General features: G+C 56.3%; 16 protein-coding genes. 13 read left to right on the top strand and 3 right to left on the bottom strand.

The window, feature by feature from the left end; genetic code table 11:
* Positions 1-63 precede the first annotated feature (63 nt).
* On the bottom strand, positions 64-1,170 hold the full coding sequence (gene dnaN / locus ACYQ1A_RS08940; protein WP_053939262.1) for a DNA polymerase III subunit beta: 1,107 nt from the start codon (positions 1,168-1,170) through the stop codon (positions 64-66).
* 111 nt (positions 1,171-1,281) lie between these two features.
* Positions 1,282-2,742, bottom strand: coding sequence for a chromosomal replication initiator protein DnaA (gene dnaA / locus ACYQ1A_RS08935; protein ID WP_499361748.1), 1,461 nt, complete (start codon positions 2,740-2,742; stop codon positions 1,282-1,284).
* 307 nt (positions 2,743-3,049) lie between these two features.
* On the opposite strand from dnaA, the gene rpmH reads away from it, so the two are divergent.
* The 6 genes from rpmH (at position 3,050) to ACYQ1A_RS08905 (ending at position 6,984) form a co-directional block, all read left to right on the top strand.
* Positions 3,050-3,184: a 50S ribosomal protein L34 gene (rpmH, locus tag ACYQ1A_RS08930; RefSeq protein ID WP_053939282.1), complete on the top strand. Its 135-nt coding sequence runs from the start codon at positions 3,050-3,052 to the stop codon at positions 3,182-3,184.
* A gap of 20 nt (positions 3,185-3,204) precedes the next feature.
* The gene (gene rnpA, locus ACYQ1A_RS08925; RefSeq protein WP_053939283.1) at positions 3,205-3,570 is read left to right on the top strand and encodes a ribonuclease P protein component; all 366 of its coding nucleotides are present in this window, start codon (positions 3,205-3,207) and stop codon (positions 3,568-3,570) included.
* Entirely contained in the window at positions 3,558-3,767 is a 210-nt protein-coding gene (gene yidD / locus ACYQ1A_RS08920; protein WP_053939264.1) for a membrane protein insertion efficiency factor YidD, read from the top strand. Before rnpA ends, yidD begins: the two co-directional genes overlap by 13 nt.
* A gap of 30 nt (positions 3,768-3,797) precedes the next feature.
* Positions 3,798-5,459: a membrane protein insertase YidC gene (gene yidC / locus ACYQ1A_RS08915; protein ID WP_499361747.1), complete on the top strand. Its 1,662-nt coding sequence runs from the start codon at positions 3,798-3,800 to the stop codon at positions 5,457-5,459.
* Between the two features lie 123 nt (positions 5,460-5,582).
* The gene (locus ACYQ1A_RS08910) at positions 5,583-5,930 is read left to right on the top strand and encodes a RidA family protein (protein ID WP_499361746.1); all 348 of its coding nucleotides are present in this window, start codon (positions 5,583-5,585) and stop codon (positions 5,928-5,930) included.
* 289 nt (positions 5,931-6,219) lie between these two features.
* Positions 6,220-6,984, top strand: coding sequence for a sulfite exporter TauE/SafE family protein (locus ACYQ1A_RS08905; protein WP_499361745.1), 765 nt, complete (start codon positions 6,220-6,222; stop codon positions 6,982-6,984).
* A 162-nt stretch (positions 6,985-7,146) separates the two neighbouring features.
* On the opposite strand, the gene ACYQ1A_RS08900 is transcribed toward ACYQ1A_RS08905, so the two are convergent.
* Entirely contained in the window at positions 7,147-7,617 is a 471-nt protein-coding gene (locus ACYQ1A_RS08900) for an EVE domain-containing protein (RefSeq protein WP_062220741.1), read from the bottom strand.
* Between the two features lie 688 nt (positions 7,618-8,305).
* On the opposite strand from ACYQ1A_RS08900, the gene ACYQ1A_RS08895 reads away from it, so the two are divergent.
* From ACYQ1A_RS08895 to ACYQ1A_RS08865, 7 genes are read left to right on the top strand one after another with little or no spacing between them, the layout of a single operon-like run.
* Complete coding sequence (locus ACYQ1A_RS08895; RefSeq protein ID WP_499361744.1) at positions 8,306-8,623, top strand: acyl carrier protein; 318 nt, start codon at positions 8,306-8,308, stop codon at positions 8,621-8,623.
* On the top strand, positions 8,620-9,087 hold the full coding sequence (locus ACYQ1A_RS08890; protein WP_499361743.1) for an MOSC domain-containing protein: 468 nt from the start codon (positions 8,620-8,622) through the stop codon (positions 9,085-9,087). The genes ACYQ1A_RS08895 and ACYQ1A_RS08890 overlap by 4 nt, the downstream gene beginning before the upstream one ends.
* A 24-nt stretch (positions 9,088-9,111) precedes the next feature.
* Positions 9,112-10,542 carry a radical SAM protein gene (locus tag ACYQ1A_RS08885; protein ID WP_499361742.1) on the top strand — a complete coding sequence of 477 codons (1,431 nt, stop codon included), beginning with the start codon at positions 9,112-9,114 and terminating at the stop codon, positions 10,540-10,542.
* Complete coding sequence (locus ACYQ1A_RS08880; protein WP_499361741.1) at positions 10,539-12,017, top strand: class I adenylate-forming enzyme family protein; 1,479 nt, start codon at positions 10,539-10,541, stop codon at positions 12,015-12,017. The genes ACYQ1A_RS08885 and ACYQ1A_RS08880 overlap by 4 nt, the downstream gene beginning before the upstream one ends.
* A 16-nt stretch (positions 12,018-12,033) precedes the next feature.
* Complete coding sequence (locus ACYQ1A_RS08875) at positions 12,034-13,200, top strand: RidA family protein (RefSeq protein ID WP_499361740.1); 1,167 nt, start codon at positions 12,034-12,036, stop codon at positions 13,198-13,200.
* Positions 13,197-14,552, top strand: a complete 1,356-nt coding sequence (locus ACYQ1A_RS08870) for a hypothetical protein (protein WP_499361739.1) — start codon at positions 13,197-13,199, stop codon at positions 14,550-14,552. Before ACYQ1A_RS08875 ends, ACYQ1A_RS08870 begins: the two co-directional genes overlap by 4 nt.
* Positions 14,549-15,757: a pyridoxal phosphate-dependent aminotransferase gene (locus tag ACYQ1A_RS08865; RefSeq protein ID WP_499361738.1), complete on the top strand. Its 1,209-nt coding sequence runs from the start codon at positions 14,549-14,551 to the stop codon at positions 15,755-15,757. Before ACYQ1A_RS08870 ends, ACYQ1A_RS08865 begins: the two co-directional genes overlap by 4 nt.
* Positions 15,758-15,760 lie beyond the last annotated feature (3 nt).

The following is a 15,760-nucleotide window of genomic DNA, read 5'->3' as shown; positions in this document are numbered from 1 at the left end:
CGACTGCAAAAAAAGACGAAAGGCCGGGTTGCCCCAGCCTGACAGTGATTTCAGACGCGGCGGTTAGATCCGCATCGGCATCACGATGTACTTGAAGTTCTCGTTGTCGGGGATGTTAACCAGCACGCTGGAGGTCACGTCGCCGAACACAAAGTCGAGGGTTTCGACTTGCAGATTGGTCAGCACGTCCAGCAGATACTGGATGTTGAAGCCGATATCGAGCGGTGCGCCGGTGTAGGCCACTTCGACTTCTTCTTGCGCTTCTTCCTGCTCATTGTTGTTGCACAGGATCTTGATCACGCCATCGGTCAGCACCAGACGCACGCCGCGGAATTTTTCGTTCGACAGAATGGCGGCGCGCTGCAGGGCGGACAACAGCACCTGGCGCTCGATCTTGAGGAACTTGTCGTTGTTCTGCGGAATAACGCGCTGGTAATCCGGGAACTTGCCGTCCACCACCTTGCTGTGGATCACAATGCTGCCAAACGCAAACTTGACCTGGTTGCCGGCGATTTCAATCACGACTTCGTCGTCGACTTCGGCCAGCAGTTTGTACAGTTCCAGGATGGTCTTGCGCGGCAGAATCACTTCGTTCTTGTCGAAGTTGCCTTCCAGTTCGGCCGAGGCAAACGCCAGGCGGTGGCCGTCGGTGGACACCAGCTTCAGGTGGCTGCCTTCAGTCACAAAGAACAAACCGTTGAGGTAGTAACGGATGTCTTGATGCGCCATCGCATATTGCACGCGGCCCAGCAGCGCTTTCAGCTGGCCTTGCGGCATGCGCAGCGTGGCACGCAGATTGGTGTCGACGGCCAGCGTGGGGAAATCACCGGCCGGCAGCGTTTGCAGCTGAAAACGGCTCTTGCCGGCCTTTACCGTCAGGCGGCCTTCGTTGTCTTCAAACGTCACTACGGCGCGATCGGGGATGGCGCGCAGGATGTCAGACAGCTTTTTGGCCGAAACGGTAATGGCAAAGTCTTCGCCCGAGAACCCTTCGGATTGTTGGCTAGCGATCTGGATTTCGAGATCGGTGCCCGTGAAAGTGAGCGTTTCGCCTTCTTTACGGATCAGAACATTGGAAAGGATCGGCAGCGTGTGGCGGCGTTCGACGATACCGGTAACGGTAGCGAGCGGCTTCAGCAGGGCATCACGTTCAGCTTGCAACAAGGGCATGGCAACGGGTCCGCAAAAGTGAGTCAAATAGAACGCGATTTTACCGGATTCCGGGCTTTAAAGCACCTCCCCGGACTGCGGCCTGTAGGCGGCCCAGGACTCACTACGCGCTTAGCTGCGCAGCATCTGCAACAGCACGCCGTATTGATGCGACAACTCGCCGTCGCTGCTGCGCAATGATTCGATGGTGCGACAGGCGTGCAGCACGGTGGTGTGGTCGCGCCCGCCAAATGCTTCGCCAATCGCGGGCAAAGACATCGGCGTCAGCTCTTTGGTCAGCGCCATCGCCACCTGGCGGGGACGAGCGATATCACGCGTGCGCTTTTTGCTGTGCATATCGGCGACTTTGATCTTGTAAAAGTCGGCGACGGTTTTCTGGATGTTTTCCACCGTAATCTGGCGATTGCCCGCCGCCAGAATATCGCGCAGCGCTTCTTTGGCCGCTTCCAGCGTCAGCGGCTGGTTGGTAAAGCGCGCATACGCCAGCACGCGTTTAAGCGCGCCTTCCAGCTCGCGTACATTGCTGCGGATATGTTTGGCGATAAAAAACGCCACGGTGCTATCCAGCTTGAAGTTTTCACGCTCGGCTTTCAGCAACAGAATCGCGACGCGCATTTCCAGCTCGGGCGGCTCGATCGCCACCGTCAAACCCCAAGAGAAACGCGATACCAGCCGGTCTTGCAGGCCGTCGATTTCTTTGGGATAGCGATCCGACGTGATGATGATTTGCTTGTGGCCTTCTACCAAGGCGTTGAAGGCATAGAAGAATTCTTCTTGCGTCTTGTCTTTGCCGACAAAGAACTGGATATCGTCGATCAGCAATAAATCGAGCGAATGGTAATAGCGTTTGAACTCATCAAACGCCTTGTGTTGGTAAGCCTTGACCACGTCGGCCACGTATTTCTCGGCGTGGATATAGCGGATTTTGGCGGACGGATTGCGTTGATGCACCGCGTTGCCAATGGCCTGAATCAAGTGAGTCTTACCCAGGCCGACGCCGCCATACACAAACAGCGGGTTGTAGCTGACGCCGGGGTTCTCCGACACCTGTTGTGCCGCCGCGCGCGCCAACTGGTTGGCCTTACCGGTAACCAGCGTCTCGAAAGTAAAGCTGGGGTTCAGCCGCGTGGTCTCGTGGTGCGATGACGTCACATGGATGGCTGGTGCGGGCGGCGCTGCATGTTGGCGCGGGCTGGGCGCCGGGGCTGCCGCAGCGTTATTGCCATTGCTGTTGCCCGCATTGGCGCCATACGCATTGGACGGGCCAGCGGCCGCGGCCAGCGTGCCATTGGGGCGTGCGGCCACGGGCGACGGCTTGCGCACGTTGCTGCCTACTTTGAGCGAAATCTGCGCCACGCCATCAGCAAAAAACGGGCTGGCCGATTCTTCGATCACACCCAGATAACGGTCACGGATGAACTGCAGAAAAATCTGATTGGGGACGATCAGGTTCAGGCTGTCACCGGCGACTTCTGCCACCAGCGGCTTGATCCAGATGCGGAACTGGTCTGCGCCGAGGCGTGCTTCCAGTTCTGCCAGACAATGGGGCCAACAGTTTTCCAGTGCGGACATGACGCTTCTTGTAGGTGTGCCCTTAACAACTTACCGCAACGGGGGCGACGACGACGCCGCAACGCGCCGGAAAACGGTCGTTTGTAGACGGCTTTCCGGGCACAGACCCGCACTGGCAACAGGGGTATGTGCCAACTTCGGTAACGCTCAGGGATCGGACTTGATAGGGACGAAGGGCGGATTCTACGCCCAAAGTGCCAGGTTATCCACAGACCAGACAGGCGCAATCTGCTTGATGGTGTTGACAATTCAGTGGCTTAGCTATGTAATCGCCGGTTTACTCCTGTTTTTTTCGGCAGACACCAACATGAAACGTACTTTCCAGCCTTCCGTTATCCGTCGCAAGCGCAACCACGGCTTTCGCGCTCGCATGAAGACCCGCGGTGGCCGCGCTGTGCTGAACGCACGCCGCTCCAAGGGCCGCTCGACCCTGTCCGCTTGATTATGGCGGATGCGTCCGGCATGTCGGGCGCCACAGGTTTCCGCTTTACGCGGATGCAGCGAATTCTGAAAACGGATGAGTTCTCATCCGTTTTTAGTTTGCGCAACACCGTCTCCAATCTGCATTTCCAGGTTTTGGTTCGTCCAAACACCGGGGTTTCTGCACGTCTGGGGTTGGTGGTCGGTAAAAAAACCGACAAACGGGCCGTCGCACGCAATTACATGAAGCGCACGATCCGCGAAACGTTCCGGCTACACGCCCACACCTTGCATGGCCTTGATCTGGTCGTGCGTACGCGGCAGGGTTTCAATCGCCGCGAAGGCGCTGCGGCGCGTGCAGAATTATTAGAACTTTTTGCGCGTATCCGCCGTCGATGTCCCGCCTGATCATCGTTCTGCTCCAGCTCTACCGTTACACGCTCAGCCCGCTGCTGGGTGCGCGATGTCGTTATGCGCCCAGTTGCTCGCAATATGCCATTGAAGCCGTGGGCAAATATGGCGCGTTGAAAGGCGGCTGGCTTACAATGCGCCGTCTTGCCCGCTGCCACCCCTGGGGCGGCCATGGCCACGACCCGGTTCCCTGATCCGGCTCCCTGATCTAATACGAGTACACGATGGATACCCGCAGACTTATTCTGTTCATCGCGATTTCGTTCGGCATCCTCTTCTTCTGGCAGAAGTGGATGGAAAAACGTTATCCGCAAACCGCCCAGTCTGTCAGCGCCAGCGCGCCGGCCGCAAACCAGGTCGCCGCTAACGGCGCCGCACCCGATGCCGCAGCACTGGCCAAGGGCCAGCGCATCAAGTTTGTCACCGATGTATTCAGTGGCGAAATCGACACCAATGGTGCCGATCTGCGTACGCTGCAACTGATCAAACACGGCGCCCTGGCCGATCCGAAGCAAGCGTTTACGCTGCTGCAAGACAGCGGTGCGCATATCTATGTGGCGCAAACGGGTCTGCTGGGTAATGGCCTGCCGACGCACAAGTCGGTGTTCACCTCCGCGCAACCGGCCTATGCGCTGGCGGATGGCCAGAACACGCTGGCAGTGCGCCTCGAAGCGCCGGCCAATGCCGACGGCGTCAAGGTTGCCAAAATCTACACGTTTACCCGTGGCAGCTACGAAATCAACGTCAGCTACGAAATCGTCAACGGCGGCAGCAAGCCGCTGACTACGTCGGCGTATTTCCGTCTGTTGCGTGATGGCAAACCGGCCGAAGCCGCCACCAACACCCCGAGCATGTTCGGCGGTGCGCATACCTTCACCGGCCCGGCCGTTTACACCGAGCAAGGCAAGTTCCAGAAAGTGGAATTTACCAAGCTGGACAAAAACGAAGCCAACTACGTGCAAAGCGCCAAGGATGGCTGGGTGGCGATGGTGCAGCATTACTTTGCCAGCGCCTGGATCATGTCGCCGGACAACGGCCCGTCGGTTTGCGGCGCCGCGCCTTGCCGCTATGACCTCAAGCGTCTGAGCAACGGTCTGTATTCGGCCGATGCCATCGTTGACGTGCCGGCCATTGCGCCGGGCGCCAAGAAAGACCTCAGCGTTAATCTGTTCGCCGGCCCGCAGCAAACTTCGATCATCGACAAAGTCGCACCTGGCTTTGATCTGATCAAGGATTACGGCATCTTCACGGTCTTCTCCAAGCCCATCTTCTGGGTGCTGGACCAGATCCATAAGGTGGTCGGCAACTGGGGCTTCTCGATCATCCTGCTGACCATGCTGATCAAGGCGCTGTTCTACCCGCTGGCCGCAACCAGCTATCGCTCGATGGCCAAGATGCGCAAGCTGGCCCCGCGCATGGAACAGCTGAAGCAACGCCACGGCGAAGACAAGGTCAAGTTCCAGCAAGCCACGATGGAGCTGTATCGCACCGAGAAGGTCAACCCGCTGGGTGGCTGCCTGCCGATGCTGGTGCAGATTCCGGTATTCATGGGCTTGTACTGGGCGCTGCTGGCGGCGGTTGAATTGCGCCAGGCACCGTTTATTTTCTGGATTCATGATCTGTCGGTGCGCGATCCGTACTACGTGCTGCCGGTGCTGATGACGATCTCGATGTACGTGCAAACGCTGCTGAGCCCGCCGCCGCCGGATCCGATGCAAGCCAAGATGATGAAGATCATGCCGCTGGCCTTCTCGGTGTTCTTCTTCTTCTTTCCGGCTGGTCTGGTGGTGTACTGGGTGGTCAACAACGTGTTGTCGATTACGCAGCAGTACTACATCACGCGTCAGATCGACAAGCAGGACAAGACCGCGCTGGCCAAGGCCTGATGGTCTGGCTGGAGTGATTTAAAAGAGCCGCCTTCGGGCGGCTTTTTTGCGTCCGTGGCATGATGGCGACCCGATCTGCACAAAATTCCGGCCCTCTTCTCTCACTTATCCACAGGCTGCTATATGTCCGACATCATTCGCCACAATCCCACCGCGCTCTGGTCCGACGCCGTGAGCTTCAATCGTATTGCGTGTTTTGTTGAAGTGCCGGAACGCGGCTCGGATATCGAAACGCAAACGCGCGGGCTGCTGCAGCAAGCCGAACGCACGCTGGCCGCCATCGGCTCAGACAAATCGCGCTTGATGATGGTGACGATTTATCTGACCAATCTGGCCGATCGCGTCGGCTTTAACGACGTGTGGGCGGCATGGCTGCCCGAGGGCTGCGCCCCGGCGCGCGCCTGCGTGCGCGCCGATCTGGCCTCGCCCGAACTGCTGGTCGAAATTGCGTTTACCGCGGCAACCCGCTAACGCATAGGGTGGGTCAAGACCCACCATCCAAAGCCGCGGGTGCGAACGCCAAGCTTTGCTTCCCACTGCGTTCAGGCTTATCTCTGCAGGTGGTGTAAACCTCCACGCGCGATGAGCTTGGCATACCACTTTGAATGGTGGGTCCAGACCCACCCTATGGGTGTTTCTTTAGCGCGACCCATCGCACGGTAATCGGCGAGCCCTGCGTGCGGGAATGGCCCGATGCGCAGCGCACTGGCTTGCTGGCAAAGTAGCGCGCTGCCGCCCCTACCCCGTCCAGACCCTCGCCATGATCACTTCCACGCTGCTGCTATTGCTGCCCATTTCGTTTATTGCCGGATTGATTGATGCTGCGGTCGGCGGCGGAGGCCTGATCCTCGTGCCTGGCCTGTTTGCCATCATGCCCAACACCGCGCCCGCCACGCTGATGGGCACCAACAAATTCGCCGCCATCATGGGCACCGCTTCGGCCACGTGGCGTTACGCGCGGCAGGTCAAACTGGACTGGCACATTCTGCTGCCCTGTGCCGCCGCAGCGTTTGTCGGCTCGTATGGCGGCGCCAGCGTCATCCACTATCTGGATAAAAGCATCGTGCGGCCGATGGTGATTGTGCTGCTGGCGGTGATGCTGATCTACACCTGGTTCAAGCCCGCCTTCGGCACGCAAGACGCCGGCCGGCCGCTCACCCGGCGCGATCTGTATGTCGGCCTGGCCATTGGCATGGTGATCGGCTTTTACGATGGCTTTTTTGGCCCGGGCACCGGCTCATTTCTGATCTTTTTGTTTGTGCGCTTTTTCCACTTTGATTTTGTGCGCGCCTCGGCGTCGTCTAAAGTGGTGAACCTGGCCACCAACCTGGCCGCGCTGGCGTTCTTTATTCCGGCCGGTGCGGTCATTTACGGCTACGCCATTCCAATGGCGGTTGCCAATGTGGCGGGCGCGCAAGTCGGCAGTCGCATGGCGCTAAAGGGTGGCAATTTGTGGGTGCGGCGTTTGTTTTTAACGCTGGCGCTGGTACTGCTGTCCAAACTGATCTGGGATGCCGTCAAATAATGAGCACGCCGCAATACTGGTTGATGAAATCCGAGCCGGATGAAGCCGGCATCGATCATCTGCAAGCTGCGGGTCCCCGCCACTTCCACCCCAGCGCCTGAACATCCGACGGATGTGCTTTTTGATACACCGCCAAGTCCGCAACTGAAGAGCATCTCCGCCTCAGGAAGCAGCTTCACGCATCAAGCGACTGATATGGTCCCATTCAGACTTGCTAACAGGCGTGATCGATAGCCGGCTTCCTCGTTGTAATACCTCCATGTCTGCCAGGGCGGGATCAGCCTTCAGCTCCTTTAGCGAGACAAGACGGGTCTTCTCGACAAACTGCACGTCTACACAGACCCAACGCGGGTTGTCGCTGGACGATTTGGGATCGAAATAGTGACTCTTTGCGTCGAACTGAGTTAGATCTGGATGGGAAGTGGTGGCCACCCGCGCGATGCCGGCAATACCCGGTTCAGGGCAGCTGGAATGATAAAAAAACACCAAGTCCCCCACACTCATTTGGTCCCTCATGAAGTTTCGTGCCTGGTAGTTCCTTACCCCGAACCAGTCAACCGTCTGGTCTGGTGCTTTTGCCAGGTCATCAATACTGACCTCGTCAGGCTCTGACTTCATTAACCAGTACTTCATTGATTTACTCCTTCCTCAAGCTCGATGAGCCTGGGCATGCTAGTCCGACTGCTCCGTTTCGACCGTTGCCTTGGTTTCCTCAGTCTTTTTTTGCCTGATAAGGCCCGTGCTACGCCTGGCATAGCGGTCAATCAAACTCTGATTCAGGTCAGCCTCAAGCTTGCTTAACTCCCCCCGGACCTTGGAAAGATTTTGCTTTAGACGAGCAAATAGTCGTCGCTTCCTTGTCTGCTCGTGCAGAAAATCCACCATGAGACGCTCTTGAGGTCATTGTGGCGTCAAAGCATATTGATGAAAAAGTAAGCAATCAACACGTGTGACGAATGAAAATTAATGAGTGTTGTAATTTTGAGATGGGTATTTGACAGGTTCGGCTTCAGATTTATATAGTCGCCGGCGGTTGATTTAGCAGAGAAATGCTATTTCCCCTCCCAGGTCTGGCTTACTCCGCCGACCGGCGTGTTAATCCGTTTTCAGACAGAACGGCATTACACAATCTCTGGTGCAAAACCCCTCTGCGCCTTTGCTAGTCTCGCTTCCCCCTTCACAGAACGTATGCACCATTGAGCGTGGCTCCTTATCAGGAGCTCCTTGCGCAGTGAGTTGTCCTGCGGCGTCCAGTGTCAAATGTCGTTATCGGGGAAACCATGTTAAAGCCTTACGAATTGCACGCTGAGCGCCACTTGTCGTGCAACGTTTTCTTATGACCTTAGGTATAGCCATGACAGAAGACACACTGATCGTAAGTATCACCAACATACTTGCACAGCAAAAAATGGGCTTAGTCGCAGCGACAGAGATTGATCTCGAGGAAGACCTGTTTGATGGACGCATCGCACTCGATTCGCTGGACTGTCTGAATGTACTGATGGAACTGGAGCAGACTTTTGCGCTTGAACTGGGCGTAGTCGACATTACTCGCGATGACTTTCGGACGGTAAAACAACTGGCCGCTTTGGTCCGCTCCTGCCAAACCTCTTCGATCGCTCAGGAGGCTTCGGTATGAGTGGCGGGCAAACGGGAGCCATCATCGGGATTGCCCTGAAGTCCCGGCGCCGCGGACCGATGGTGCTCAAAGAGCAAGTCTTGCTGCACAAGAATATTGGTCTGGACGGGGTCGTTACTGGCAAAGGTTTCCGCCAGGTTACCTTGATTGAGTCGGAAAAATGGGCACAGGTCCAGGCGGAACTCGGGGTGGAGCTACCCTGGTACGAACGTCGCGCCAATTTTCTGACTCAAGGTATTGATTTGCGCAGTCTGGTGGGAAAGCAGGTTCGTTTGGGTGATGCCCTGGTTGAAATCCTGGAAGAACTGGAACCCTGTGCGCGGATGCTCGATATCCATGAACGACTTTATGAAGTGCTGGAGCCCGATTTTCGGGGCGGCGTGTTCGGCCGGATTCTCGAAAACGGCTACGTCAAATTGCACTCCCCGATCAAACTGCACTCCGCCGACGCATTAAGCATTTAATGCAAAGCCTTCAGGAACACGCTCATGACCCGCGATTCAATGTTGTCTCTGGATTCACTGGAAGCGCATGCAACGGAAGAAATGGCAAAGCAGTATGCGCAGCTCGATCAAGACTGGTGGAACGGCCGCAACGCCTTCAGTTTCCGTTTTGACAATCTGCGCTTGATGGCCAGCCGCTTGTTGAAAGCCCAACCGGCACAGCAACACGCGGTTCGGTCCGCAATCGCAGACGGGCTTGAGGCCGATCAAGCAATTGCCGTTTATGCCGGGGTTCCCTGGTGCGTACAAACCTGTTCGTTCTGTGATCTTGCCTACGCTCGCAACCCTTCGGTGGATACGAAGCGCGAGTATGCGCGGCTGGTACACAAGGAAGTAGAGAACTATCAAAACACGGGTCTGTTCGCGCATACCGTAAATAGCGCCTATTTTGGTGGTGGCACACCTACGGTTCTTGATACCGATTCCTTGTGTGCATACCTCGACGGTGTGCTTAAACACCTGAAATTAGCCAGTAGCGCCGTGGTGACCTGCGAAGCAAGCCCTGCCACGCTTAATCCACGCAAGCTTGATGCGTTGCGTTCACGGGCAAACCGGATCAGTTTGGGTATCCAGACCACGGATACTGATTTGCGTAAACGTGAAGGTCGAATTCTGGACCGTGAACGAATGCTGGAAAAGCTGGGCCACACGCTGGAACGATTTGATCTGGTTAATGCGGACATCATGTATGGCATGCGTGGCCAGACCTTGGCTCATCTGCATGGCACGCTCTCTGACCTTATCTCGATGGAAGTTCCTTCCATCACGTATTACCGAACCGAGTTGTTTGCTGGCACGCTCAGCCATGAGCAAGGCTCGACCGAACCTTGGGCGGCAATTGATGAGCGTACTGCTCGCCATCAGTACTTTTTTGGAAAGGCCATGCTTGAGGCCGCCGGCTATACCGAGAACCCCTTGGGATGGTTCGTCAAAGCTAACGCGCAGCAACAAGTTGCGCCCTGGTCAAACATGGTTCGCCAATGGGGCAAAGTCGTACCGTATTTCGGTTTTGGGCAAGGGGCTTTCAGCACCTCGTCGCGCTACTGGATGCAAAATGATGAGTCGCTGGAGGGGTGGGCGCAGCGGGTTGAGCGCGGCGACCTGCCGGTAGCCAGGCAAGTCGACTTTGATCACTACGGCCAGTTCATGGTCCGTTTCATGCGGCATTTGCGCGCTTTCCGCGGATTGTCAGCGGAGCATTTGCAGCAGGAATACCCGGGGAATCCTGAGGTGGTGCTCGATTTCTTCCGGGACGCTGCAAGGCAAGGTCTGGTTCAACATGTCGATGACCGGATTGAGCTCACTCGCGGCGGCGAGTCTCTTGTTCATTGGTTGATTGACGACTTTGCCCGCGCTGCGATGCCGCGTCCGCAACTGGCCGGCACATCGATGCCTTTGGCGCTGGTGGGACAATGACTCAGCTGGTGAAAGCGCTGTTGCGGCATGCCACGCTCAATCCATCGCGCGTGGCCATTGAGACCGCAACAATTCAATTTACCTACGCCCAGCTCGCTACTGCTGTCGCAGATCAGGCGGCCTGGCTGCTCGAACAGGGCGTGGCTGCCGGTAGTCGTGTCATCTTGGCTCAGGGTAACGATGCCTGGCATTTGGTCAACGTGCTGGCGGTAATGTCCATAGGCGCAATAGACATCTCCGTTTCACCTGACGAATCCCATGATGTGATTGCAGGAATCATGGCACAGACCCTGCCATGTCTCGTCATCCATGAGGGCGGCGCAGGGGTGTGTGCAGCATTAACACTCGCAGAAGCACAGGTTTTACGCGAAGGCACCGAAGCACGTTTCGCTGCCAGATTTGCCAATGTACAACCTGATCCTCTCGCCGAACTGCACCGGCTGGGTGTCTTCACGATTCAGTTCACCTCAGGTTCCACAGGACGCCCCAAGGGGGTCCTGCTCACCGCGGAGGGGTTCTCTGCAACGGTGCTGTCCAGCCCCCATCTTGCTGAGCATGAAGGGCGCCGCATTTTTCTCGGCCTGCCGTTGTGCAACAGCTACGGAAGAACTCAAGCTTTTGAGTTTTTGTATATGGGCGGGACGCTCATATTGGACAAGGGGTTCGGCCTCCCCGACGAACTCTTTGAGAAATTGGCAAAGCACCGTATTCAGGTCCTTGAAGCCCCCCCGGCTGTCTATGAAGTACTGGTACGTAGTGGCCGCTTGGCAAGCCGGGGCCTGCCCTTGCTCGAGCGTTGCGGCATGGCGGGAGGGCGCATAACGCCAACTTTGCTGGAACGGCTCTGGAAGCATTGCCCGCACCTGGTTTTGACGAACCGGTTTGGTGTTACGGAAATATCCGGTGGCTTGTGTCGTATCCATCTGAGTCCGGAACACATAAAAAGCACGGATATCCCCTGTGGCAAAGCGTTCCCTTACGTGCAGATCCGGGTACGCAACGAAAGTGGTCATCCGCAAGTAACGGGGGAAAGTGGGGCCGTAGAAGTGCTTAGTCCTGGCCGGATGCTCGGTTACCTCGGAGACGCCCCTACTCAGGGTTGGTATGCAACTGGCGATACCGGGTACATCAACGCCGATGGCGAGCTAACCCTGCTGGGTCGGACCAACGACATGATCAAGCGGGCAGGTGTTCGGATTTTCCCTCAAGAACTGGAACGGGTTCTGGCTGCGTGTAGCCAGGTGGACGATGTCGCTGTGCTGCCGTGGGTTGATACGCAAGGAATGACAGAGCGGGTCATTGCATTTGTGGTCGGAGATGTGGCCACGCCCGAGTTGGTTGCATGGTGCCAAGGCCGATTGCCGCGAGAGCGTTTGCCCGATCGCATCGTCAATGTTCAGCAAATTCCCCTGTCACCTACCGGCAAAATTGATCGGCAACGCTTGCTCGCTAGCCTGGCTATTACGGACCGCTAATTCGGGATACCAAAACATGATTTCGACTCAGGACTCGCAGCTTGTACTCAAGTCAACAAATGACTCGACGTGGCGTGTTGTACATGAACATCGCGTACCGTTTGGCAGTGTCCATCATCGATTTGTCCTGGCCGAACTGGACACCCGCATTGCAGCCCAGCATCCCGAATTGCCCGTGCCGCAACAAAGTTCAATTTTAAAAATCTCGCTTTATTGCGCGGAGATGGCATGTTTACAAGCAACTCGAGCCCGCCTGGCTGGAGTCTATGACCTCCCCCTTGCTGCGATCGAATGCGTTGCGCAACCGTATCACGGGTCTGGAGAGCTCGCCGCGCTGATCTGGGTCATTGAAGGTGAGCAAGTGGGCCGATTGCGTCAGGGCGCGTGCCATATATTGCGCCAGCCGGAACTGGAGTGGGCGATTGCAGGCTGGCAGAGTGAATCGCACGCAGAATATGCGCTGGAAGCGCTGACCGAATCTGCATTCCAGTCCGTGGAGGCAGATCTACGCGCCGCAGGTTTCGGATTTGCCCAGTGGGTTCGTACCTGGATCTACATTGGTCAAATTGAGGGCGGAGAGCCGGCATTCGGGCACTATCAAGATGTCAATCGAGGTCGTAAAAACGCATTCAACCATTGGTCCGCCCATCGCTATCCAGCAAGCACGGGTATCGGGAGCCTGAGTGGCCTTGGCTTGACTTCGTTGGCTGTTGCCAGCGCTTGCGCCACGGTGATCCCGGTGGAAAATCGATATCAGACGAGTGCGTGGTCTTATCCCTCAGCGATCTCGACATCAGCGCCACTTTTTTCACGCGGGATGGCGGTCCAGATCGAGGATCAGGCGCTAGTGCTGATATCAGGGACAGCCAGCATTATTGATTCAGAAAGTGTTCATCCAGGAGATATCAAAGGCCAGGTCCAGCAAACCTTTTCTAACGTTGCGGCTGTAATTCGCGGCGCAAATCAAGCACTCAACGACGACGCCGCTGCGTTGCAGCTTTTGTGTAGCTGTGTGGTGTATGTGAAAACCGAAGGGTTACTGCCAGCAGTGAAAGCACTGTGCAGCGAACACTTGCCCAGAGGTATTCCCGTTGTCTACAGCGTGGCGCATGTGTGTCGTGACGAACTACTTGTTGAGATAGAAGGTGTTGCAATCGTGCGTGCGGCTCAGGTGCCCTCATGAGTCAAAGCCATTTTGTGGTCAGGCCATTCCCTGATAACTGGCCTATCCCGACAGGCTGTACCGGACGCATTTTGGTAGCGGGGCTCGCCCAAGGGCACGAAGCCTACTATTTGATCGATTTCGGTGCCCGTTTGACGCGTTTGTGTCTTGTGCTGGATTCGGGCTACTCGCAGCAGATGCAAGCATGGCTGGAGCAGCATTTACCGCTGGACGCATTGCCTTATGGTGTTCTGACACACGAAGCGCTACTCCCCAATTTCATCCAGCCACACGAAGCGTTAAGCGTTGCAGATGGGCGGGTGGTCGTTGCTATGCACAACACCAGTTACATGCGTGTGATTGATTTTGAACAACAGCAAATTGGTGCCTATCCGGATGCAACATTCCGGCCGGTAATGCTTTCCGCTACCAATTCACTGAATAGCGCAGCTGACACTCTGTATTTTGCCAGCACCAGTTTGCATGACCGCGCGCTGCGATACGCTGACGGCGTCCAGGAACTGGATACCCGAATTCTGGCTTGTGACGTTGATTTGACCTCTCCACCGGAGGAGGTGTTTGCGCTAAAAACCAACGAGGCCATCCATGAAGTTCGTACTTGTGGCGATTCTGACTATTTGATTCTGACTGAGTTTCCTTTGGTCGCCCCCGGCGCGGCGCCGCCAAATCAAGGTAATCCCTTTTCAAACCAGTCGGATTGGCAAGCCTATCGCGAGGCCGGATTACACCAGGCACAGCTATACCGGCTGAATTTAAATGACCAGACCGGTGAAGTTACCCGCCCCCCTTGGGCTACTCCAGGGCACATAGAATTTTCACTGACCAACCCTGATCAGTTCTATCTGTCCTGTCACAACTTATCAAAGACCCATGGCCGTTTGTTGTTGCATGGCGCAGGTGCATTGATCAAGGGGCATGTGGAAGGTGACAAGGTTTACTACGACGAGGTTCGGACTACCTCCGAGTTCTTGCGCGTTACGTCCCATAAGGTCTTTCGTTATGGTGACGAAGCACGGGTAGCTGTCACGGTCTACCCCGACAAATTCTATTTGTTCAGAGACAGTGATTTCAGTCTGATCAAAGCAATTACGCTATTTGAACATCCTCCAATCGATGTCTCAGGCCAATTGCACTTTTGCGTTCTTCAGCCGCATATGCCCTTGTGGATTGAGACCTCGGATGATGGGCGTTTCGTGATTCTGGTCTCGAATACGCATATCTATATCTATGACCAAACGAGTGACACGCTGGAAACTTGCGTTGGATACAGTGCCGACGACGGCTTTATGGGGACAGCGCACATAACTAACCTTAACGACTTTGTTCCACCGTCCAGAGCTGCATTGGAATGAGTTTATCAACGCTTCTTACGCGAACGCTGGAACGTCGCCCACCTTCGCATGGCTACCTTGAGCGTTTTGCCTGGGTTAGTGCCGCACGCAAGGCGTGGGTGGGGGGGCCATTGCTGGACTTCGGGGTGGCAGATGCCTATACCAGCCCCCCCGCCGCGCTGCTGGATTATGTGCGTAGCGTGGAGGACAGCCCGACGCTGCATGGCTACACATTTTATGATCAGCCGGAGTTCGAGGCGGCGACCCTGCAATACCTGAGCACATTGGCACCCGGGGTACGTGCGGAAGAACTGGATGTTGTGGCCACCGATGGCGCGAAAGGGGCACTGGCCTTGTTGGCGCGTGGCCTGGTCGAACCAGGGGACCATGTGCTGGTGACCGATCCGGGCTATGAAGCATTTGCCACCCAAGCGGAGCAAGCGGGGGCATTCGTTCAACGTATCCCGTTTGCCGAGGGGGCCGACTTGTTAGCGCAGTTGGAGTCCTTGACACCAGAGGCGTTGGATCAGGTTCATTTATTGCTGGTGAACTTCCCGAATAATCCAACGGGCTCGTTGTTGAATCGTTCGCAATGGCAGCGCCTGGTTACGCTATGCAGCCGTCACCAGATCCTTCTCATCAACGATGCTGCCTATGCCCCCTTCGTGTTCAACGAAGCAGACAGAACATCGCCATTCGATATTGAAGGCGCTCATGAGATCGCCCTTGAAGTGCATACCTTCTCCAAGGCATTCCAGATACCCGGCTGGCGCCTCGGATTTGTGGTCGGTGCTCATACAGTTGTGAAGCGGCTGCGGCAACTTGCGAGTGTGTACGGTTCAGGATCTCCGCGCTTGTTACAAGGGGCGGTACTGACTGCATTGCGGGATATGGACTATGCCCAGCGGCTCCGTGCGGAAACCGAGGCCCGACTGCAAGGTCTGGTGGCTGTTTTACGCAAACATGGATTTGCTGCCGAGCTCCCCAAAGCGACTTTTTTTGTTTTCTGCCGCGCACCTCAGCGCTGGACCAGCAACGGGCCGGTGCTACTGGATGCATTAGTCGCTGCGCAGACGCTGGCCAGGCAAGCTGGCGTTATCGCGATCCCCTGGCAGGTGCGCAATAAACCGATGCTGCGTTTCTCTGTAGCGTTCCGGGGCGAGCCTGACATTGTGCTTGCCGAGCTGGATGGACGCCTGAGTCAGCTAACTCCTCAATTCGATTAAACA

The organism is Silvimonas sp. JCM 19000 (assembly GCF_054652575.1).
This window is presented reverse-complemented; position numbering and strand designations above follow the sequence as displayed.